This is a genomic window from Mesorhizobium shangrilense, assembly GCF_040537815.1.
Classification (GTDB): Bacteria; Pseudomonadota; Alphaproteobacteria; order Rhizobiales; family Rhizobiaceae; genus Mesorhizobium; species Mesorhizobium shangrilense.
On sequence record NZ_JBEWSZ010000003.1, the window covers coordinates 272,528 to 291,537 of the forward strand.

Annotated in this window: 24 protein-coding genes and 1 pseudogene; 8 read left to right on the top strand and 17 right to left on the bottom strand. The window is 60.6% G+C overall.

The annotated features are described in order from the left end of the window. Window positions 1–5 precede the first annotated feature (5 nt). The 5 genes from ABVQ20_RS30445 to ABVQ20_RS30465 are packed head-to-tail and all read right to left on the bottom strand — an operon-like array spanning window position 6 to window position 4,781. Entirely contained in the window at window positions 6–887 is an 882-nt protein-coding gene (locus tag ABVQ20_RS30445; protein WP_354463379.1) for a hypothetical protein, read from the bottom strand. After that, a complete protein-coding gene (locus tag ABVQ20_RS30450) occupies window positions 884–3,295 on the bottom strand; it encodes a VirB4 family type IV secretion/conjugal transfer ATPase (protein WP_354463380.1) in 2,412 nt (803 codons plus the stop codon). The genes ABVQ20_RS30445 and ABVQ20_RS30450 overlap by 4 nt, the downstream gene beginning before the upstream one ends. A 2-nt stretch (window positions 3,296–3,297) precedes the next feature. Next, a complete protein-coding gene (locus ABVQ20_RS30455; protein ID WP_354463381.1) occupies window positions 3,298–3,606 on the bottom strand; it encodes a VirB3 family type IV secretion system protein in 309 nt (102 codons plus the stop codon). A 5-nt stretch (window positions 3,607–3,611) separates the two neighbouring features. After that, the gene (locus tag ABVQ20_RS30460; RefSeq protein ID WP_354463382.1) at window positions 3,612–3,920 is read right to left on the bottom strand and encodes a TrbC/VirB2 family type IV secretion system protein; all 309 of its coding nucleotides are present in this window, start codon (window positions 3,918–3,920) and stop codon (window positions 3,612–3,614) included. Window positions 3,921–3,932: 12 nt separating this feature from the next. Next, window positions 3,933–4,781 carry a lytic transglycosylase domain-containing protein gene (locus tag ABVQ20_RS30465; RefSeq protein ID WP_354463383.1) on the bottom strand — a complete coding sequence of 283 codons (849 nt, stop codon included), beginning with the start codon at window positions 4,779–4,781 and terminating at the stop codon, window positions 3,933–3,935. Between the two features lie 56 nt (window positions 4,782–4,837). Here ABVQ20_RS30465 and ABVQ20_RS30470 point away from each other — a divergent pair, with 56 nt between their 5' ends. Together ABVQ20_RS30470 and ABVQ20_RS30475 are read left to right on the top strand one after the other, a co-directional pair. Continuing rightward, on the top strand, window positions 4,838–5,410 hold the full coding sequence (locus ABVQ20_RS30470; RefSeq protein WP_354463384.1) for a hypothetical protein: 573 nt from the start codon (window positions 4,838–4,840) through the stop codon (window positions 5,408–5,410). Then, the gene (locus tag ABVQ20_RS30475) at window positions 5,410–6,009 is read left to right on the top strand and encodes a thermonuclease family protein (RefSeq protein WP_354463385.1); all 600 of its coding nucleotides are present in this window, start codon (window positions 5,410–5,412) and stop codon (window positions 6,007–6,009) included. The genes ABVQ20_RS30470 and ABVQ20_RS30475 overlap by 1 nt, the downstream gene beginning before the upstream one ends. On the opposite strand, the gene ABVQ20_RS30480 is transcribed toward ABVQ20_RS30475, so the two are convergent. Both ABVQ20_RS30480 and ABVQ20_RS30485 read right to left on the bottom strand, forming a co-directional pair. Continuing rightward, window positions 5,966–6,250 (bottom strand): hypothetical protein, encoded by a 285-nt coding sequence (locus ABVQ20_RS30480; RefSeq protein WP_354463386.1) that lies wholly within the window; start codon window positions 6,248–6,250, stop codon window positions 5,966–5,968. The two genes, ABVQ20_RS30475 and ABVQ20_RS30480, sit on opposite strands and share 44 nt — an antisense overlap. A gap of 533 nt (window positions 6,251–6,783) precedes the next feature. Beyond that, a complete protein-coding gene (locus ABVQ20_RS30485) occupies window positions 6,784–7,125 on the bottom strand; it encodes a hypothetical protein (protein WP_354463387.1) in 342 nt (113 codons plus the stop codon). Between the two features lie 543 nt (window positions 7,126–7,668). Between ABVQ20_RS30485 and ABVQ20_RS30490 the strand changes: the two genes are divergently transcribed. Together ABVQ20_RS30490 and ABVQ20_RS30495 are read left to right on the top strand one after the other, a co-directional pair. Beyond that, window positions 7,669–8,124, top strand: coding sequence for a helix-turn-helix domain-containing protein (locus ABVQ20_RS30490; RefSeq protein WP_354463388.1), 456 nt, complete (start codon window positions 7,669–7,671; stop codon window positions 8,122–8,124). A 145-nt stretch (window positions 8,125–8,269) separates the two neighbouring features. Next, entirely contained in the window at window positions 8,270–8,602 is a 333-nt protein-coding gene (locus ABVQ20_RS30495) for a hypothetical protein (RefSeq protein WP_354463389.1), read from the top strand. Window positions 8,603–8,645: 43 nt separating this feature from the next. On the opposite strand, the gene ABVQ20_RS30500 is transcribed toward ABVQ20_RS30495, so the two are convergent. Genes ABVQ20_RS30500 through ABVQ20_RS30510 form a run of 3 tightly spaced genes read right to left on the bottom strand, consistent with a single transcriptional unit; the run spans window position 8,646 to window position 10,702 of the window. Next, on the bottom strand, window positions 8,646–9,356 hold the full coding sequence (locus tag ABVQ20_RS30500; protein WP_354463390.1) for a hypothetical protein: 711 nt from the start codon (window positions 9,354–9,356) through the stop codon (window positions 8,646–8,648). Between the two features lie 10 nt (window positions 9,357–9,366). Beyond that, window positions 9,367–10,053, bottom strand: coding sequence for a hypothetical protein (locus ABVQ20_RS30505; RefSeq protein WP_354463391.1), 687 nt, complete (start codon window positions 10,051–10,053; stop codon window positions 9,367–9,369). Window positions 10,054–10,111: 58 nt separating this feature from the next. After that, window positions 10,112–10,702 carry a hypothetical protein gene (locus ABVQ20_RS30510; protein WP_354463392.1) on the bottom strand — a complete coding sequence of 197 codons (591 nt, stop codon included), beginning with the start codon at window positions 10,700–10,702 and terminating at the stop codon, window positions 10,112–10,114. 67 nt (window positions 10,703–10,769) lie between these two features. Between ABVQ20_RS30510 and ABVQ20_RS30515 the strand changes: the two genes are divergently transcribed. Both ABVQ20_RS30515 and ABVQ20_RS30520 read left to right on the top strand, forming a co-directional pair. Further along, the gene (locus ABVQ20_RS30515) at window positions 10,770–11,840 is read left to right on the top strand and encodes an acyltransferase family protein (protein ID WP_354463393.1); all 1,071 of its coding nucleotides are present in this window, start codon (window positions 10,770–10,772) and stop codon (window positions 11,838–11,840) included. Further along, a complete protein-coding gene (locus tag ABVQ20_RS30520) occupies window positions 11,837–12,106 on the top strand; it encodes a hypothetical protein (RefSeq protein WP_354463394.1) in 270 nt (89 codons plus the stop codon). Before ABVQ20_RS30515 ends, ABVQ20_RS30520 begins: the two co-directional genes overlap by 4 nt. Window positions 12,107–12,314: 208 nt before the next feature. On the opposite strand, the gene ABVQ20_RS30525 is transcribed toward ABVQ20_RS30520, so the two are convergent. From ABVQ20_RS30525 to ABVQ20_RS30540, 4 genes are all read right to left on the bottom strand, one after another. Continuing rightward, a complete protein-coding gene (locus ABVQ20_RS30525; protein WP_354463395.1) occupies window positions 12,315–12,941 on the bottom strand; it encodes a hypothetical protein in 627 nt (208 codons plus the stop codon). Next, window positions 12,938–13,522, bottom strand: coding sequence for a thermonuclease family protein (locus ABVQ20_RS30530; RefSeq protein WP_354463396.1), 585 nt, complete (start codon window positions 13,520–13,522; stop codon window positions 12,938–12,940). The genes ABVQ20_RS30525 and ABVQ20_RS30530 overlap by 4 nt, the downstream gene beginning before the upstream one ends. Beyond that, a complete protein-coding gene (locus tag ABVQ20_RS30535) occupies window positions 13,519–13,854 on the bottom strand; it encodes a single-stranded DNA-binding protein (protein WP_354463397.1) in 336 nt (111 codons plus the stop codon). Before ABVQ20_RS30535 ends, ABVQ20_RS30530 begins: the two co-directional genes overlap by 4 nt. A gap of 184 nt (window positions 13,855–14,038) precedes the next feature. Further along, the gene (locus ABVQ20_RS30540) at window positions 14,039–14,308 is read right to left on the bottom strand and encodes a hypothetical protein (protein WP_354463398.1); all 270 of its coding nucleotides are present in this window, start codon (window positions 14,306–14,308) and stop codon (window positions 14,039–14,041) included. Window positions 14,309–14,430: 122 nt separating this feature from the next. Here ABVQ20_RS30540 and ABVQ20_RS30545 point away from each other — a divergent pair, with 122 nt between their 5' ends. Both ABVQ20_RS30545 and ABVQ20_RS30550 read left to right on the top strand, forming a co-directional pair. Next, the gene (locus ABVQ20_RS30545; RefSeq protein WP_354463471.1) at window positions 14,431–15,411 is read left to right on the top strand and encodes an IS30 family transposase; all 981 of its coding nucleotides are present in this window, start codon (window positions 14,431–14,433) and stop codon (window positions 15,409–15,411) included. Window positions 15,412–15,534: 123 nt separating this feature from the next. Continuing rightward, window positions 15,535–16,086, top strand: a pseudogene (locus ABVQ20_RS30550) (helix-turn-helix domain-containing protein); the annotation flags it as partial. 256 nt (window positions 16,087–16,342) lie between these two features. Here the strand turns inward: ABVQ20_RS30550 and ABVQ20_RS30555 are convergent. The 3 genes from ABVQ20_RS30555 to ABVQ20_RS30565 are packed head-to-tail and all read right to left on the bottom strand — an operon-like array spanning window position 16,343 to window position 19,002. Further along, window positions 16,343–17,104, bottom strand: a complete 762-nt coding sequence (locus tag ABVQ20_RS30555) for an ABC transporter ATP-binding protein (RefSeq protein ID WP_354463399.1) — start codon at window positions 17,102–17,104, stop codon at window positions 16,343–16,345. A 14-nt stretch (window positions 17,105–17,118) separates the two neighbouring features. Then, a complete protein-coding gene (locus ABVQ20_RS30560; protein WP_354463400.1) occupies window positions 17,119–18,117 on the bottom strand; it encodes an ABC transporter substrate-binding protein in 999 nt (332 codons plus the stop codon). A gap of 39 nt (window positions 18,118–18,156) precedes the next feature. After that, on the bottom strand, window positions 18,157–19,002 hold the full coding sequence (locus ABVQ20_RS30565) for an ABC transporter permease (RefSeq protein WP_354463472.1): 846 nt from the start codon (window positions 19,000–19,002) through the stop codon (window positions 18,157–18,159). Window positions 19,003–19,010 lie beyond the last annotated feature (8 nt).

Here is a 19,010-nt window from a genome sequence, read left to right on the forward strand (position 1 = left end):
TTCTCCTATTGAGCCTGATATTGCTTGACGGCCGACCTCAGTTCGTCGGTCGTCATGGTGACGGGGGCGCTGTTCGCGTCCCTTTGGATTTGCGAAAGCATGGGCGAGACGTTTTCAACCGTGTCGGTCGTGCGCGGCGCCGTGCATACGCTGTCCGTCGACGGGCAGCACGAGTTGCCGGCCGTGCCGCCGCCGCTCGTACCCCCGGGGCAGCTCGTCGAGCCACCCGAGCCAGGCGGCGGGGGCGGGGGAGTGGGCACCACCAGGCCGGAGGATCCCCGACTTGTCAGTGTGGCAGTGCCGATGTTTCGCACGTTGAAAGCTTGGGCGAAGAACCCGGTTGCCTGGATCACCTCGTTGAAGGTCAGCCCGCCTTGGGCGCGAATCCCGCTGTTGCGGTCGAAGGCTTCCATGACCGTTTTGTCGGTCCCGATATCCTGACCCATGGTCTCGAAGGACTGCTTATTGGGGGCCACCGTTGACATGCTGCCGTTCATGCCCCCTAGAACCTGACCGATGATATCCAACTGGCCCCTTTCGCCGGCATTGCCGCCGACAGCGCCCGATCCCGACCCGGTCGAGGCGAACGCTGAAGAGCCGTTGATGTCCGGATTGGCCTGTTCCAGGGACGCCCTGCCACTCGCCGGATCGACCGAAGCCTTCGGGCTCTTCACATTCTGCGCCTTTTTGGGTGTCGTTACCGAGCAATTGACGCCCTGCATGGCGGACTTCGTATCCTCCTGGATGAGCTTGATCTGAACCTTGTCGGCCTTGTCCTCGCTCCGCTGCGACAAGATCGGGCTGTCAGAAACCGGCACGGCCGCCATGGCCGTCGATGCCGCGAAAATCGTCACAAGGGCGACCATCGCGCCCATGATGGTCTTCATTCCGGGTCCCTCCCAAGAAAGATTGGCAACCAAACCTCGGGATCGTCGCCCACGCGCGCGCGCAACGCGTCGAGCTCCTGAACCGTCTCAATTCGACCGGAGAGGATCTTGATCGCGTCAGGCATCGCGCCCAGATTGAGGCGCGCAATGACGCTGTCCTGATCATGCTTAATCAGGAATTTGCGGGCTTCCGGCGGGGTTTCACGGATCCATTTGATCTCACGCTCCGACAGCCCGAACGCCCTGTGCGATTCCTCGTCGGCCTTCGGGTTGGGGAAAAAAATATTGGTCGGCGTCTGTTCGATCAGCGTGTTGGCGATCGATGACTTCACAATATCCGCCGCTGACTGCGTGCCGAAGCCAATGATGCCATTCAACTTACGAATGGTTTTCAGCTTGTCCTTGATGAAGTAGCTGAAAATATCATTGTCCAGGAGCTTCCAGCCTTCATCGAGGAAGATCATGACCGGTTGCCCGTCAAGCAGCTCCTCGATGCGATGGAATATATAGAGCAAGGCCGCCGTACTGGTCGTTGCGTCGCTCAACACGCTCGTCATGTCGAAGCCGAAAATGGACGACATCGAAAACGAGTCTTCCGCGTTGTTGAACAACCAACCTCGCTGATCCGGCCTCATCCATGGCTGAAGGCGCGAATAGAGGTCGTCATCGCCGGCGCGCATCGCACCGCGCAACAGCTCCGCGAACTCCTCCATGGTCCGACCTCCGGGCGGCGCGCTCGCCACCTGGGCGATCGCGTTGCGGATGACTTGCTCCTCGCGCGTCGAGTGCGCGTGTCCGTCGGCTCGACGCAGCATGAAACTGAAAAGCTGGAAGAGAAATTCCCGATTGCGCGGCATATCGGGCAGGCGCAACGGATTGAAGCCGGAAGGCTCACCGGCCTTCAGAACCTCATAGCGGCCGCCAAGCGCCCGCACGAAGATATCCAGGCCCCTATCCTTGTCGATCATCACCAGCTTGGGGCGCGGCGTGATGCGCTGCGCCTGTGCGGCAAGAAAGCCGAGCAGCACCGTCTTGCCCGAGCCCGAGGGACCGTTCAGGGTGAAGTTGCCGAGGTCTCGAACATGGAAGTTGAAGAAGTAGGCCGTTTGCGACGTCGTCTCGAGGACGCTTATCGGCGTCTCCCAATGAACCCCGCCAGTCCGGCCGCTGGGATAGTTATGGAAGGCCGAGAAGCCCGCCATGTTCTTTGATGAGATCATGGACTTGCGCGCCACATAGGCGAAATTGCCAGGCAGGGTGGCCCAGAACGCAGGTTCACAATTCAGGTCCTCGCGAACCCACAGGGCGGACACCTCCGTCAGTGCCGTGCCGACATCGGTTACGCAGCGTGCCACGTCGTCCATGGTTTTCCCGAGGCACAGCACCGTCAGATGATGCAAGCCGTAGAGCGCTTCCGAGGACAGAAGCTCATTGCGCGCTTCACCGAGCTGATCACCCACGATCGAGCCTGCTTCATCCGACATGTCGATCTTGCGCCCGACCCGCTCCATCTGGGTGAGCGCCTGGGGCTTGTCGATGATGGCGAAGGATTGCGTCACGATGAATTCGTGCGGCACCTTCAGCATTGGGTTGAGCATCCCCGGTCCCGTAATGGAGGGGTACTCGCCTACCGAAATGATGGCGCCGTATCGCGTTTCGCTAGGGAACGCCCCGCGAATTTCCAGTGCATTCGGGCCGAAGAACACCCGCTTCGTCGCCAACGCCTCCGCGAGCTTCATGCGCGGCAGTGCCATCGGCCGCGGAAACCCGCCATTCACAAGTTGCACCAGGAATTCCAGCGGCTCGGAATGCCAAACGTCATTGCGCTGGACGACGGAGAGAACCCGCGCGCCATACGCCTGCAGGCTCTCTCGGACGGCTTTCATCACGTCGGTGAGTTCGATCAGCGCCCGCTCCTCGCTCGAAGAGCGACCGTCCGCCGCCCTGCGTCCCAAAAGCTTGCGGATCACAAGATCCGCTGTCCCGACCGTGCCCTGCAGCTCGCGCCGCACGATCGTCAGGTAAATATCGTTCACAAACATGCGCTGTGTGCGAAGGGCCGCCGTATATCGCGCGTCCAGCTCTTGGCAGAACTTATTTTCGAAGCTCGACTCGATCGCCGGCTTCACCTCGCGGCGCACGATGTGCGAGTAGATCGCATAGCGGGAATTCGCCAATCCCCGGATAAGGTCGTTGCGGCCGAGCAGGCGCGAATTGATCTCCGCGATATCGATCGTCTCGAAGCACAGGCCGCTCATGTGAACGAAGGACATCAACATGCCGTCCTGCGTCTTGACCACCTCGTCGGATATATGCCGTGAATAGGGTATGTGAGCCGAAACGGGGTTTTCCCGACGAGATACGGCCCCGAAACTCAGTTCATCACGAAGAGCCCGCGCGATTGCCACGGTCACACCCGATAACTGCGCGCACCCCAGAAGCTAGCGCTTCGGGGCGGCGTCTTTCGTGAACGGATGAACATGATCTCGATGAACATGGGATCGCGCATGATCGCGATCCTGGCGACCGCATAGAGCGGCCCGCAGATACAGAGCATGACCAGATTATGGGTTGCGAGGAACACGACGGCCGTCAGCACGCCGATGAACCCCGCAAGCTCGTAGGGAATGCCGAACACCGTCGGCGCTCGGGTCAAGCCCTTGACGAGCGGAGTGATCAACAATTTGGGCTCGCCAGGATCGATCCGGCCGTCTGCCATCCCGATCACCTACCGACCGCGGATTGAAAGAATTCGACGATCTGGGCCGAGCCGAAGACCAGCACGATACCCAAAACCCAGCTTCCGGCCACAAACCATGACAGGCGTGCCGCCCAGGCCATAAAGCCCATGAAAATGCAGAACAGAACCGCCAAAGCCGTCGCGATCGGACCGGTCAAGGTCTGCACCAACGTCTGCAGCGTGCTTTGCACCGGCTGGAGATTTCCGCCCCCGGCTATGGCCTGCGTTGCCAAGAGCATGAGCGGCATCGCCAAACCGGCGCTGCGTGCAGCAATCATCTTCAACAAGGTCATCAAAGCTTCTCCTCAGTCAAAATTTTGCACCATCCCGCCCTGCCAGACCGGCGCCGTCGCTTCGCGAGACTTCGTGGTGCTGCCATTGCGGGAGTTGATGCGGGATGTCGGATCATTTCGTTGATCCGCTGCACCGGCCGCAGCCGATCTGGCCAGGTCAAGGCTTACCGCCCCTGCGGGCATCACTGCCTCAGACGCGACCGATGGCCATTGGTAGAAATCATTGATGACGTTAGCGACGTAGCCGACCGTCTCGGAGTAGGGCGGCACGCCCTTATATTTGAGAACCGCGACCTCGCCGGCATTGTACGCGGCGAGCATGTATATCGGGTTCGGAAACTTGCGATGCAGATCCCGCAGAAAGCCTATCCCACCTTTCACATTATCCGCGGGATCGCAGATATCGACACCGTAGCTTGCTGCCGTGGACGGCAGAAGCTGCATCAGGCCATAGGCCCCTTTGGGCGATAGAGCACCGGAATCAAAGCGGCTTTCGGCCCGGGCAACCGCGAGAACAAGCGGCGGGGCAAAGCCTTGCTGGCGCGCGACCGTTTCGACGATCCGCTGTCCTTCTTCCTTCGAAAGGGCAGCGACGCCGGGGCAGGGGTTGTCAGCCTTGGTCGATTTCACCGTAGCGGCCGCGCCGTCAGTGCTTTCCGCCGTACCGATCCGTTGCACGTCTTGGCTCTCAACCTGATAGGCCGGCATCACCCGGCCATTCACGTCGACGGCAGCATTAACGCTGCGCGTGGCAGGTGCCGTAACTTGGTCCTGGAATTTCTGCGAAGCTTCCTTCGCAAACGCCACTTGGCACACCACCAGGGCCGCCGCCGCCAGTACCGTTTTGCGGGATCGAATCACTAAAATAATCCTGCGCCGTTGCCGATTTTACGATATCGAATTAATACAATGATTCGATGAACTGCAATCCCGAAATTGAGGCTGGCACAATGAAAATGAGCAGGGTTCTTCCCGTTGTGGTGATTTTGCCGACCTTGGCGGCTCTGTCCCCGGCGCCGGCCTATGCTGATGATTTTGGCTGCAAGGTCTTGCTGTGCATCCTCAACCCGCAGGGTTGGGCGAGCGTCGGGGAATGTGTGCCTCCGGTCGAGCGCGCTTTCCGTGTGGTCGCGCATGGCGAGCCCTGGCCTCAGTGCCCCGAGGCCGGCAGTTCCGGTCGTATCGGATATGAGGAATTCAAACCTTGCCCGGACGGCACGATCGCCGTCTCGCCCGATGCGGAATCGAGCGGGAGCGACAACAGCTCTCGCTCACAAACTGTCTACAAGCCCGACAGCAACGGCGCATTCTGCGCTCCGCGGAATGCGCTGAATGCCTCTTGGGGCACGAACCCGAGAGGTTCGGGTTACGGAACGCGTCCAACATCGGCCGTGACGCCGCGTGAGCAGAGGACGGAGCCAAACTATCTCGATCTCACGACGACCGACGGCAAACAACGGTTCTGGTTCAATCTGAGCAGGTACCAATAATGCAGCCGGGCTTCACGGCCGTTGGCATTCTCGCGGCCTTCCTCGCCAGTGTTCCGGCACTGGCCGAGGACAAACCCAATCCCTGGTTTCCGATCCCCGCCACAGCATCTTTCAGCACCGGCGACACCTGGACCTATACCGGCGAGACCCACCGTCTCTACGGTGTTCAAGCCTGCTTGCGAGGCACTTATTTCACAAATGGGGCAGGGGGGCGTGTCGATTGCGGGGAGGCAAGCCTTGCCATGCTCGTCTCTTTTATCAGGGATCTCAAACCTCAGTGCTACACGGCCGCCTGGCAGGCCGCGACCAAAACGCGCTTCGTCGTCTGCGTCGCACAGCCTACTTCAGGATCCGCGGCCGGTTCTCGCATCGATCTCGGCACGGCGCTGATCTCGACCGGCTGGGCGTTCGCCGCCGTCACTCCGAACGGCGCTCCGGTCCATGCTCCCTATATCGTCGCGCAGGAGGTCGCTAAAAAGCAGCACCTTGGCCTGTGGCAGTTTGCCGACGTGCCCGATCCGAATGCCATCATCCTCCGCGATATCCGAAACGCATCTAACCAGGCTGGTCAGTCTTCGAATCCGCCTGCAAATCGATAACCGGTCCCCGGCGCGTTGGATCATACTGTACATTCTGCAGAGGCCGTCGCCGGACCACGAACGCGACGGCTAGCGCAATCGCCGAAATCAAGCCAAGGACAATAGCCGAGATCAGCCCCGGCTCTCGCCAAAACGATAGACTGTCCCACTGGTTCAAAAGCCGGGCGCCGGACAGCACCAAAATGAGGACTGTTGCGATGACAATGCCCGTTCCCGGATCCATGTCGAATTTCTTCAGCATCGCTTCCTCCTTTTCGCACTCCCTGGTCACGGCCCCGGTCAACGGTCGCTTCTAGCGCAAACACCGGCGCCAGGCGCAAGCCCCTAGGCTCAGCCTGCCCTCTGGGTACGCCAGCCGTCGCCCGCGCTTCGTCGCTCTCACGGACCCTCGCCAACCGCATCCAATCATTGCCGTCATCTGGTCTTTCGCTTGCTCACGTTTTTTATTTCCTGGCTGGGTCCAATTACTGCGCAGCCCCGCACGCGCTTCGGCTTTTCAGTTGTTCGGTCGATATTCCAAAGCCTGCCTGCCGGGCGGAGCCGAAAGCCGCTGCTGTTTGCCCGGTAGCGCCGGTCGGGATTGCCAGGCGCCAGTGGTCGTTGACGATGAGCCGGCAGTGGTACTGGGCGCATGAAGCCTTTTGGAACTCGGGACGTCGCCTTGCGCAAAAGCGTCCAATCATTTGCGTTACCTATCAGGCAGATCGCAGACCTGATGAAACAGGCGGACGGTCTGTGCGCGTGATTGAGCGGTTCCTGGCGCGGTGGGGACTGTTAGAGTTTGAAGCGGCCAAGGCGCCGATCGTTGAGGCGGTACTGCCAGATGAGGTTCGGATCCTTGGGGTTGACGCCGGATGTCGACCAAGGGGAGCGATCGGGCTTTGCAGCGTCATGTAAAGGAAGATCGTCATCACAGCGCGACAGCTGTAACGAGGGGGGAAGACGATAGCGTCCTAGTTTGTGCGTCAGAAACGCGATGACGCAGACTCCGGCGAGGGACAGGATCAAGAATGCTGTGGAAAAGCCGAGCATGTGAAGGCCAGCTTCCTGATCGGGCAGGGCGAAGTAGGCGAGCACGCCGCCGGCAAATATTGTGAACGCTAGCTTCATGAGCATGACAATGGCTCCTCCTAATTCCCGACGTTGATCATTATAATACCCCGAACGGAAAGTCATTATAATGATCAGCGGGGACAGGATGGCGCCCGTATGTATCACGCGTTTTGTGACTGGGGTATGGTGCCGCTCTTAGTGGCATCAGATCAGAGTGCGGCATAATTTGCCCGGCGTGGTTTCGGGCTCGAAAAGGACAAAGATTGGGTTCTCGCCGACTCTGCGGGACGAAGCCTTGTCGGCTCGTTTTGAGCGTGATCGGCAGTGCAAAACGCGAGTTTTTGCCGCTTTACCTAGTTTGCCAGGCCGCCGCAAGAGGCCGGCTCTTGAACCGAGGGTGTTGTGGCGCCTTCAAGTTTCGCTATGGGGCGACCCAGCGGGGGACCAAAAGCTATATGTTCACTTTTTGGAGGGTATTAGGAAGGAGCCGCGACACTTTGATGGCGTAGCGCGCCATCATCTCGTCCGACTCAGGGGCCAGGCCGACCACTGGACTTTTTAATAAAATTTGGGCTTTATCCTGGTCGAATAAGGCAGGAGTGCACCGTGCCAATTTTTAAAAACAAGACAGAAGACAGCGATGGTTGGCTTTCGATCCTACTCGCGCTGCGACTTCGCCAAATCGAGAACGAATACGCGGACTATGCGAGTTTTGCCGACGCCACTGGGCTCTCACGTGGCACGCTCTACCAGTTGCGGACGGGGAAGGGGAACCCGACGTTCGTTACTCTTGAGCGTCTGGCACGGCATCTGAAGGTGCCGGTGTGGACGCTGATCGGTCGGACTGGTGACGACGACAGCGTGAAGCGGGACATCGAGACGTTATTCGGCTTCAACTTCAACGAGATTGCGCGGCATATTGAGGCCACGCGTGCTGTGAAGCGCTCAATGACGGAGTTCAGTGGTGTACTTTCTTTGAAAGAGGCAGCCAACCCCGCTGGGGCAACCTCCCAGAAGAAGCGGCTACCTCCGGCCAAAAAGGGACGCAGGAAAAGCCAGTAGCATACGAGAAAAGTAGAAGATGCTAAACAATGGGCGTAGATTTATTTGCTACGATAAGCAGCAAATCTATTTTATATTTCTTTGACGGGCATCAGAAAATCCACCAGCGTCGATGCAGTGGCATCATTTTGCTGAAGGGTCCACGATGCAGGCGAATATCTGGCAAGTGGCAGGAGACGACGCGCTCTATAGGGAGGCGGCAGCGTTCGTCGATTGCCACCCGAAACCATGGGTTGAAGAGGTTTCGGAATTTCTGCGGACGAAAGGCAAGCCCGAGACGATCACGTTGGTGATCGGACAGTTCATCGTGGCGGCTCTGTTCGAAGGACGACACGCGGATCTGTTGTACTGGTCGTTGGTTGCGGCCGAAGTGAACTGCGTTGCGATGGAGCAATGGCCAGATGATGTGCGCCAGGAGCTGGCGAGCCATCTGAAACGGGGATTTGGCAAGCTCTCGTCGCGAAATCTCTCTCATTGAAGGCTGCGGCCGGATGGCGTAGCCTTCAAACGGGAAGATGGGGTTACACCTGACCAGAGGCGACATTGATATCGTTGCCTGTCGGGCCAGGAGCGGCAGAGGCGAGTTTTGTGTCGCCTCCTGTATTGAAATCCCCCGGCCCCAAGCACGCGGCCGTTTCACCTTCCTGGCAGCTGGCGTCGGCCATGGAGCGGGCATTCTTCGCCATGTCGCAGATCGTTGTCCCGTTACTATCGGAGAATCCGCTACAGCGGCCTGAGCGAACCATCTGCTGGCAATTGCCAGTCCCCAATTGAATGCAGGCGGCAATAAATGAGGCATCGACCTTCTGACCGTCGAAGGTCTCCATCTGGATGAGCTGCTTGACGGGCGCGGAGTTATAGCCGTCGTTTGTAAGCTTGGCCCAGGTGTCAACCTGAAACTGGAGGGATTGGCAGCCAAACTCGGAACGCGACATGCCTGCGTAGTTTTTGATGTTGGTATTGTTCAGCTGGAAAATGCCGGTGCAGCAAGAGCCATTGTAGACGCCTTTGTTGCCGCCGGATTCGAAGCGGCCGAGGCCGCCGAGGCTGCACGATGTGGTTTTCAGCTCGTCGTGCAGGGACGAATTCTTCACGGCATCTGTGATGTCCTGTGCGGAGTAGTCGGTGCGCTCGCAATATTGTGCGCCGGCTGCATATACTGCCGCCACCGAATTGCAGACTAGAAGGCCGGCGGCAAGGACGCGGCTGAGTTTGGAATAGAGACGATGCATAGGATGTGCCTCACGGAAGCTTGACGCTGGTTGTGCATCGAGGCCAATTCGTGCCGCCGACGAAGGAACGAAAATGGATCTCTTTGGCGTTCGCTTTGACGTCGATTTCGGTTCGATCGTCACGATTGGCCTGGGGTCGATCGTCATCGGACAGATCGACGTAGCATGCTTCCGCGCGTGCAACGATTTTGCCGCTGACTGGATCAATGATGCGCGCCTCGCATAGGCCAGGCTCTATGGAAGAGCTGGCGTTGTTTGCGCCAGTCTCGCATTTGCGGGTCGAGGCGATCGAGACGATGAAGGTATGCGATCCGACTTTGATGGGCTTCGACAGGATATCGAGTGGCGGTATCTGCCCGGCCGGAATGGTTCTGTGCAGCTCGTCACGCCAATAGGCAGCATTCGAGGCGATGATATCGGACCATGCGGTCTGTATGGCCGGTTGCGCGTCTGTGGTCGTGAGCGACTGGTAGCCTAGAGGCTCCCATGCGTGTGCGGAGATGGCAGACATGGGGATAATCGCGAGGGCGGCAAGCGTGGACATGGTAAACCTCCTGAGCTTCACACCGTCGTGGCCGCCGCCAGGAGCCGCGGTCAAGGCCGCGCATCGCGCGCCGCCAGGGAAGCATTGATCCGTTGGCGATGGCCGGTGGCAGGCTGGTGTCCTGAATAACGTCAGGTTCTCCATGTCGATCATGATTGCGCTCCTTCGGGATATCGAGGTTGCCGAAACACAATGGCGTGGGCTGCTTCCTCTAGGGTTGCGGGACAGGGACCCGGAATTGGCATTCCGGGGCGATTTCACCTTGGAATACGATGCCAGCGCGAATGGTTTTGGCCTGAACATCATATGCACCCATCGCACCATTCCGAGCGAGGTCGGGGCGGACGTTGTTCGGTTGCGCGCCATATTCGATGAAACAGCCGGAGCCAGCGTCGGCGACCGTGGATCGGCCATTCTGATAGATCGCCAAGCGCATGGGGCATCGTTTTAGCGTGGCATTGCCGACGGGGTCCGTGCGGATGGGCGAGCAGCCGGCAAGCGTGTGCAGGACCGAGAGGACGACGGTTTTCGTCGGGCTGCGCACGACGATGTGACTCTCGGAAGCCGGCGCGTTGGCGACCACAAAGCGCGTATCGCCTTTGGCCGCGTAGACGTCGTTGTTCTTCTTCAGCCGGTCGGCCCATAGCGAGGCGTAGGGCACAGCTTCCGAGTTCGGGAGCTCGAGATCGGCATAGGCAACGGCGCGCCAGGCGTTCGGATCATGCGTGAGCGACTGAGCCGAAGCGTGGGGCGCCAAGGTAAGGGCAGCCGCGACTACGACAAATGTCAGGCGTTCGTGCATTCCTTGCCTCGCTTTTGTCTCCTATGATTAAATCAATGTATCAGTAATTGTCGAGCGTGATATTTAGATGAAACAAGAAACTCGCCTATCGGGGCTGGATGAATTGCGAGGTCTGGCGATCGGGCTGGTGGTGCTGTCGCATGTCGGGCCGGTCTTCGGAGAAGGCGGGACGGCCGCCCCTCTGTTGTTTGCGCCGGCATGGAGCGTCGGGGTCGACCTGTTCTTTGTGATTTCCGGCCTGGTGGTGGAACGCTCATTACAAAGCCTGCGGCATGAGCGCGGAGCGCTCGAAGCAGCCTCGGCCTTCTATATCAGGCGTGCCATGCGGATCGTGCCACTGGCCTGGTGCGTTGGCACCATCCTCTCGATCGGATTGATCATGCCGGGAAGCGGCATTGAGCCTGAAGATGCGAAGGCGGCCTTCGCGTTCATCTCGAATTTGCATTGGGCGCGCTGTTTCGGGGGCGCCGCAGGATGCGGGAACGCCTTTGCGTTCGCGCCATTCTGGTCGGTCGCTGCGGAGGTGCAATTCTATCTGCTGGCTCCGCTCCTGGTGTTCCTGCTACCGCGGCCCGCGCTTGTCGCGCTGGCCGGGCTCGTCCTCGTGGTCGGGGCGTTCACGCTCCGGCCATGGGGCGGGACGCTTTGGACGTTCCGCATCGATGCAATCGCGGTCGGGCTGGCGATCGGAGCAATCATGGGGACGAGCTCATGGCCGCGTCTGGCGGAACACCTGCGGGCGATCGGCAACATGGAAGCGGCGTTCTGGATGTCGGTCGCGGCCTTCATGTTGGCGATCTTGCCGCCGGCGACGCATGGCGTGGCGACTGCCATGCTGGCGTTGATGTGCGGGTGGATCGTGGCAAGGGCGACCCTGCGAGCCGGTTCCGTGACCTGGCCAGGGCGGATGCTGCACCGACTAGGAGGTATCTCATATGCCCTCTACCTGATCCATCTGCCGGTGCTGGCGCTGTACAACTGCTCGCTTGGCCAATTCCTGGGTGCCCCGGCGACCGCAACGCTCTCGATCGCGACGGCGATCGGGATGTCTCATGTGCTGACGGCGGTCATGGGAGATCCGCTCCACCAGCTCGGTCGCCAATGGTCAAATCGAACAGTACGGGAGGTGTCGCCGTGACGGAAGAAAATCGTCAATGGTCGCTTGGTGGTGTAGATGTCGATCAGATTCCGCGAGGGGTGAGAGCGCTGGCGGAGCAGCTATTGACGGAGAACGACGGCAATGCCTTGGCAGCGCTCGTCGGGGCATGCTGCGTCATTGGAGCCATGCGCCCGGCGATATCGAGGGGCATGGTACGCAATGCATCCTCGTCAGGGGTCGATATAGCGCAAGTGCTGGATGTGTTCGTGCGAAGCGAGCACCAGCCAGAAGAGCAGGACCGGTAATGGTGAATTGCGTGTAGCTGCTAGAATTTATCCGCGACCGCCTGGGAAAAAATAGGCTCGGCGAGAGCATCGCCGAGCGGTCATCGGCCGATAGCGAGAGAGACGTGGTAGTAAATCGGCAAGCTGCGTGACGACACATCCGTAGCGTCGCAGAAGCCAGTAGCGAAAGCTTTGGTTTTGCTCGACCATTGGAGTGTGACGGCGCCGCTTAATAGCGGTCGCCGAACCAACCCTTGCTCTTTGGGGGCGAGGGTTCCTGATAAGCCCACGGTACGGACTTGTAGGACGGTCTTGGATCTTGGACGCGCCAAGCCTTCTGCCAGTAGTAGAAATTGAGGGGTACTCGGGCCAGCACGCGGCCATCGTCCGACAGGAGGTCGCAAGCGCAGGCGACGACGGGGCCGTTGTAATATTGCACGCGGCCGGAATAGCCGTTGAGCGCTCCTGGCCGGCAGGCAAAGACGCGGACGCCTGCAGCAATCATGTCCGGGGCTTCTGCAGGGACGGAGATCATCTTTATGCCTTCCTTCGTGAGCGATCGCAAAGGCACGGAGCTCCAACGCGAACGGCGCAAAGCGTTGTTCGCCTGGGCTTCTGTTGGGTAGCCGGTGAGCCGGGTCACGATCGGCGGGAAGCGGCCCCAGTCGGGGGCATATTCCTGCCTGCTGCGGCTGACCCAACCCGGCTTCCAATAGGGGTCTGTGACCGCAACGGGGCTGGCGAAGGCAGAATGTGAAGCATCCGGCGAAAGCCCGGCGCAGCCGGCGAGCAACGCCGCGGATGCGACGACGGGAAGGATATGGCGAAAGGGACGCATGTCGTGCTCCGGGGTCATGGATTTGGCGAGGATTTCCGGTACAGCCAAGGCATCTGGAAGGCGCTGGCCCAAATACCGCGATAGGATTTGCGAGCCTCACGCTCGAGCTGGGCGTAGATTGGGATGCGACGATCGGGATCGTCGGGGAGGGTGATGGCTATACCGGCTTTCAGCATTTCGCCTGCGACGTCGGCCATTTCGCCGGTTGCACAACGCGCGACGATGACAGCCTCGTCTTTCCGGACCGGCAAGCAGACAACCCATTTATTCAAGGTGGCGTTCACGAGCCATGCCACGGCGACAACGCCACATGGCCATGTTTGCTTTCCAAGCCTCGCGGTCTGGCTTAGGTCGCAGGCGTCAACATAGAGCCGGTACTTTTGTTTGGTTTCGACATCCTGGAACGTCGTGGGGGAGAGGACCACGACGCGCATCGGATTGCTCGCTGCGCGGTCGCCCGGGGTATAGACATCGGGCGCCGTGGGGGTGTCCAACGTGGGGATCTGCGCTGGCGCGACTGGCGGCATTGTCAGGGCGAGGCCGCAAGATGTCGCCGCGATCGCAAGCGCAACGCCAATGGTTTTACGCGCCGGCTTCACTGATCAGGTCTCGGGCTGGCGGGAGCGAACAGATCGATGTCTTCGGCGATCACGTCCGTGGTGGAGTGGATGACGCCGTCCTTCTGATGCATGCTTTCCGACACGCGCGCCTGGACGAGCACCTTGTCGCCTTGGTGAATCTGGCGCGGCACGAATTCGGCCACCTTTCCCTCGAAGAAGGTGACCGTCACCCAATCGGCGACTGATTTTCTTTGACCCTCGTCGTCAAGCCATGACTGGTTGGTGGCGACACTGAGCTTGACTGCCTTGCCGACCTGGCACGGTTCCCGACCGACATTTCCAGGAAGCAAAAGCTGACTGCTGGTTCCCATGACGAACTTCTCTCCAGATTCATTGGATCAATAAACTATCTCACAAATCGCTGTGCAAGAGAATGTCGTCTCCCTGCTCGTTTCCAAACGGGGGCAGGGCGAAGCGCGTGTGACGATGACGGATTTGCTGGCCACGCGCTGCGCGGCAGGAAGTTCGCGGCGCGTTTGATTCCGACGTCTTTAATCAGGTGATTTTCGACAGCGTGAATGCGGCCAGCGAAGTCGAAGCTACGGACTTGAACGCTGACGTTGATCTGATGCGCTGACTAGGCCGGCTAGCGTCGGCGGCAGAGATGGAGACAAGGTTGACCGGCATCCTGTCCCGCCTTTTTGGTGACATCTCAGGCGAAAAACGCAACAGATGAGACCGCAGTTTACCGAGAAAATCCACAACTTCATAAAGGGCGGTTTGAGCGAAAAAAGCAACAGCCGAAAAACCGCCTGCAAGTTCCATAAGCTATCTTATGCAACTTTAAGCTGTAGCAGGGTGCGTTCTATCTTGAAGTGCGACTGCGCAGCGATACCAATGGCTTATCGCATGCAAGGATCCGCACATGAAACGCACCTACACTCCAGATCGATTTGGATGAACGCCGCAAGATCGAGCGCTGGCGCCAGGCTGGTGTCAGTGTCGATGCGATTGCTGAGAAGCTTGGCCGCCATCGCTCGACGATTTTCCGAGAGATTGAGCGGAACAAGTTCGAGGATCGGGAGATGCCCGATCTCAGCGGCTATTTCTGTGTGGCGGCCAACCATCGGGCCAAAGGACGTCGCGGCCGTTATCGTAAGCTGGTTCGGCATCCGAAGCTTTGCGCATCGATCATCGAGCGCATCAAGCATGGCTGGTCGCCCGAGCAGATCGCCGGTCGATTGGCTTATGAACGCAGCAGCGTCCGCGTCTGCCACGAGACGATCTATCGCTTTGCCTATTCGGCCGACGGTCAGGAGATAAAGCTGTGGCGCTATCTTCCGGAGAGCCGCGCCCGACGCCGGCCGAGGCACGCCAGACGGCGTCATGGCCGTCGATTCAGCGCAGAACTAAGCATTTTGCACCGTCCGGACATCGTTCGGGACAGAAAACAGCTCGGACACTGGGAGTGCGACCTGATCCAGTTCCGCAAGAGATTCGGCAAGGCGAACGTTACTTCGCTCGTTGAACGGGTGAGCCGCTTCACGGTCTTCCTGCGCAATAACGACCGGCAGTCGCGCGCCATCATGGACGGCTTGATCGATGTGCTTGGTCCCCTTCCCCTTTCCGCACGTCGATCGATCACCTTCGACCGCGGCACAGAATTCACAGACTGGCCCTACCTTCAGGCCGGTCTCGGCGTTCAGATATGGTTCTGCGATCCGCAGGCGCCGTGGCAGAAAGGCACGGTGGAAAACACCAACCGCCGCGCTCGCAAATGGCTTCCGCGAGACACCGATCCACTATCGATCGAGCATCGAGACCTTCACCAGGTGTGCGCCCATCTCAACTCGACGCCCCGCAAATGCCTCGACTTCCGAACACCGGCCGAAGTCTTCCGTCAGAAGATACTGTCGGCCAATCGGTGAACGCGCTAACCTGCCGCACTGCCGGGTCGCACTTCAGCTGGAACTCACAATGCGACACTTCCCGCTTCCGAGGCTGGTCAACATGAAGCTGGAAAGGAAGGCTGGCGACTTCAAATGCCTGGCGTGAGACCGGGTGCATTGCGGAGCCATCATGCCTTCGGTCACCTTGTCGCAAAAAGAGCTGTTCGTGACCGACGGCGGAGCGTCGTCCAGGCGGCGGAGCTGCTGCACCTCAGTCGAAGTCAGGTTCATCGGCTGTTGCAGGCCTATGACCAGGACGGCCCCGGCGACCTGGCCTCGATGAAGCGCGGCCGGCCGAGCAATCGAGGCCATGATGATGACTTCCGCAACACCGCGCTGGATCTGGTGCGCGATCGCTACCGGAACTTCGGCCCGACACTTGCGCGCGAGAAGCTGCTTGAATGGCCCAGATTGCCGGTCAGCACCGAGACGCTGCGCAAATGGATGACGGAAGCTGGCATTTGGACATCGCGCCGGGAGCGCAAGAGGCGCGACTGCCTCGGCGAGTTGGTTCAGATCGCCGGCTCGCACCATTGGTGGTTCGAGAACCGCGGCCCCAAATGCGCCCTGCTCGTTTACATCGACGACGCGACGGGCAAGCTACTGCATCTTCGGTTTGCCGCGTCGGAGAACACGTTCGACTACCTGATCGCCTTCGTCGGCGACTGTCGGGCCAGAGTCCCTCCACGGGATAATCGAATCCGCCGCAAACTGCGGCATCCGCCTGAACATCAGCGGCACATCGCATTACTGGTGTCCGGCTCCGGCAACGTAGGTATCGGTATCAATCCTACCACTAACCTCGAAGTCTCCGGTATGATCGCCCGGGCGCATTAGGCTGCCAATTTCTTTATCCGTTCGCTTCCGCGGCGTACCGAGGCAGCTTGCAGCGTCGTCGAACAGCCGACACTCAGTGCAGGCCGAACTCGCGCAACAGTTCCTCGCGATAGCGCACGAAGCGGCTTTCGCTGCGTTCGCGGGGGCGTGGCAGGTCGACGGTGATCAGCCGTGCCGCGCCGCCTCTGTCCTTGGGCAGGATCAGCACCCGGTCGGCGAGATAGATCGCCTCCTCCAAGTCGTGGGTGACCATGACCATGGTGACGTTCTCCTCGCTCCAGATGCGCGCCAGTTCTTCCTGCATCGAGATCTTGGTCATGGCGTCGAGGGCGCCGAGTGGTTCGTCCAGCAGCAGGATCTCGGGCTGAACGGTCAGCGCCCTGGCGATGCCGACGCGCTGCGCCATGCCGCCCGAAAGCTGCCGCGGATAGGCATCGCTGAACTCGGCAAGGCCAACCAGCGCGATGTAGAAGCGCGCCCTCACCTCGGCCTCCGACCTGGGCACGCCGCGAACTTCGAGACCGAAGGCGACATTGCCGAGCACGGTGAGCCAAGGCAGCAGCCGCGGCTCCTGGAAGATCACCGCCCGTTCCTCCCCGACGCCGTCAACCTGCTTGCCGTCGATCGCGACTGCACCGCCGTCGGCGGCCTCCAGCCCGGCAAGGATGCGCAGCAGCGTCGTCTTGCCGGACCCGCTGGCGCCGACGATGACCAGGCATTCGCCGGAGCGGATGTCGAGGTTGAGCGAGCGCAGCACGGCAAGCTGGCGCCCGCCGAGTGCGAAGGATTTCGACAGGTCGCGTATCCTGACCTCGCCGCCGCGTGCGGTAGCCATGCGCGCGATCCTCCTCAGTTGATCTTGGTTTCGCCTGGACGGTAGAGGATGTCGGCCGCCTTGAGCTTGCGTTTCGGCAAACGGCCGTCACGCTCGAGAATGCTCACCCAAAAGTCGACGTCGTGGTCGGTCGCCACCGCCTTCTCGCGCAGGCCGAAGCCGGTCCAGTAACGCGCCAGATCGCCATTCTCGCCGCGTTTGTTCAGGACGTCGGCGACCACCTTGCGCGCCTCGTCCGGATTCTGCCGCGACCAGTCGGCGGCACGCGCCGATTGCTCGACGAAGTTGCGGGCAGCGTCGGGATTGGCGGCGATGAAGTCCCGCCGCAACACGACGAAACCGCCGGCGATTTCGCCGAGCACATCGGTGTCGTTGAACACGCCGCGAACCCCGCCATTGCTGACCAAGGCGCCAGCGAAGGTCGCCTGCCAGTAGCCGAGCCCCGCGACGTCGACCTGGCGCGAGCGCAAGGTCTGTTCGAGCTGCGGCCCCGGCACCACGACGAGCTTGGCGGCATCCGGCGGCAGGCCGACGCTGTGCAGTGCTTCGCGCACCGTATAGTCGAGATGGGCGCCGAGCGTGTTGACCGAGATGGTCTTGCCGGCAATGTCGGCGATCGATTTGATCGGGCTGTCTTCCAGCACGTAGAAGACGCTTTTCACGTCCTTGTTGATGCCGTTGCTCGGGTAGGCCGCGACGAAGTCGTTGCCGCCTGCGATCGAGTTGATCACGGCTGGCGTAGCCGCCGAACCCAAATCGACGCTGCCGGAGGCCAGCGCGAACAGCGATTCCGGACCGCCGCCGGCATAGCCGACATTTTCGAGCTCGATGCCGAGGCCCTCGAAATAGCCGAGCGCGTCGGCGAGCTCATGCGGGGAGATGCCGCCGCGGCCGGCGAGATAGCGAATTTTGACGGAAGCAGCCTGCGACCGCGCGATGGCAGGCAGGCCGGCGGCGATAATGCCGGCGGCGATGGGAGCACGCAAAAGAAGCGAACGGCGAGTGATGGTCATGATCCGGGCTTTCACGGTTCGAGAAGGGGAGACGGCGTCTCAGACGGAAGTGTTCCAGCGGCAGAGCCGCCGCTGCATGGCAACCAGCACCTGGTTGGCGATCAGTCCGAGCGCAGCCAGGATGACGATCGCCGCGAACATCAGCGGGATCTGGAAATTGTACTGGGCATTCATCACCTGGAAGCCGATACCCTTGTTGGCCCCGATCATTTCCGAGGCGATCAGGAGCAGCAGCGCGGTGGTCGCGCCCAGCCTCAGGCCAACGAAGATCGAAGGCACGGCTCCCGGCAACACGACGCGGCGGAATACCGTTAGCCGCCGGGCGCCATAGACCCGCGCCATTTCGAGCAGCTTCGGATCGACCTCCTTGACCCCGCTGATCGTGTTGAGCAGCAGCGGAAACAGCGTCGCCCAGAAGATGACGAATACCTTGGAGGCTTCCCCCAGCCCCAGAAGCAGGATGAAGACGGGGTAGAGCGCAAGCGCCGAGGTCTGGCGGAAAAGCTGCACGATCGGATCGAGCGCGGTTTCGACGGCGCGGACCTGGCCCATGACCAGACCGAGCGGGACGGCGACAACAACCGCCGCGGCGAAGGCGAAGCCGGCGCGCTGCAGGCTGATGGCGATGTCGCCGAGCAGGCCCCCGCCGGCGAGGCCCTTCCAGAGTGCCACGACGATCGCGTCGATCGGCGGCAGTACCGCCGCGTTGACCCAGCCGCTGCTCGCCGCCTCCTGCCAGAGCGCCAGGAAGCCCAGAAGCACGCCATAGCGCGACAGGATCCGCGCCGAGGTCCGGCCGGCCAGCCGCAAGGCCTCCTTGCCGAAGCCGTTGCCGCTTTCATGCCTGCCGATACCGATCGACCGTTCGATGTGCTGCAAAGTCATCGTCATGC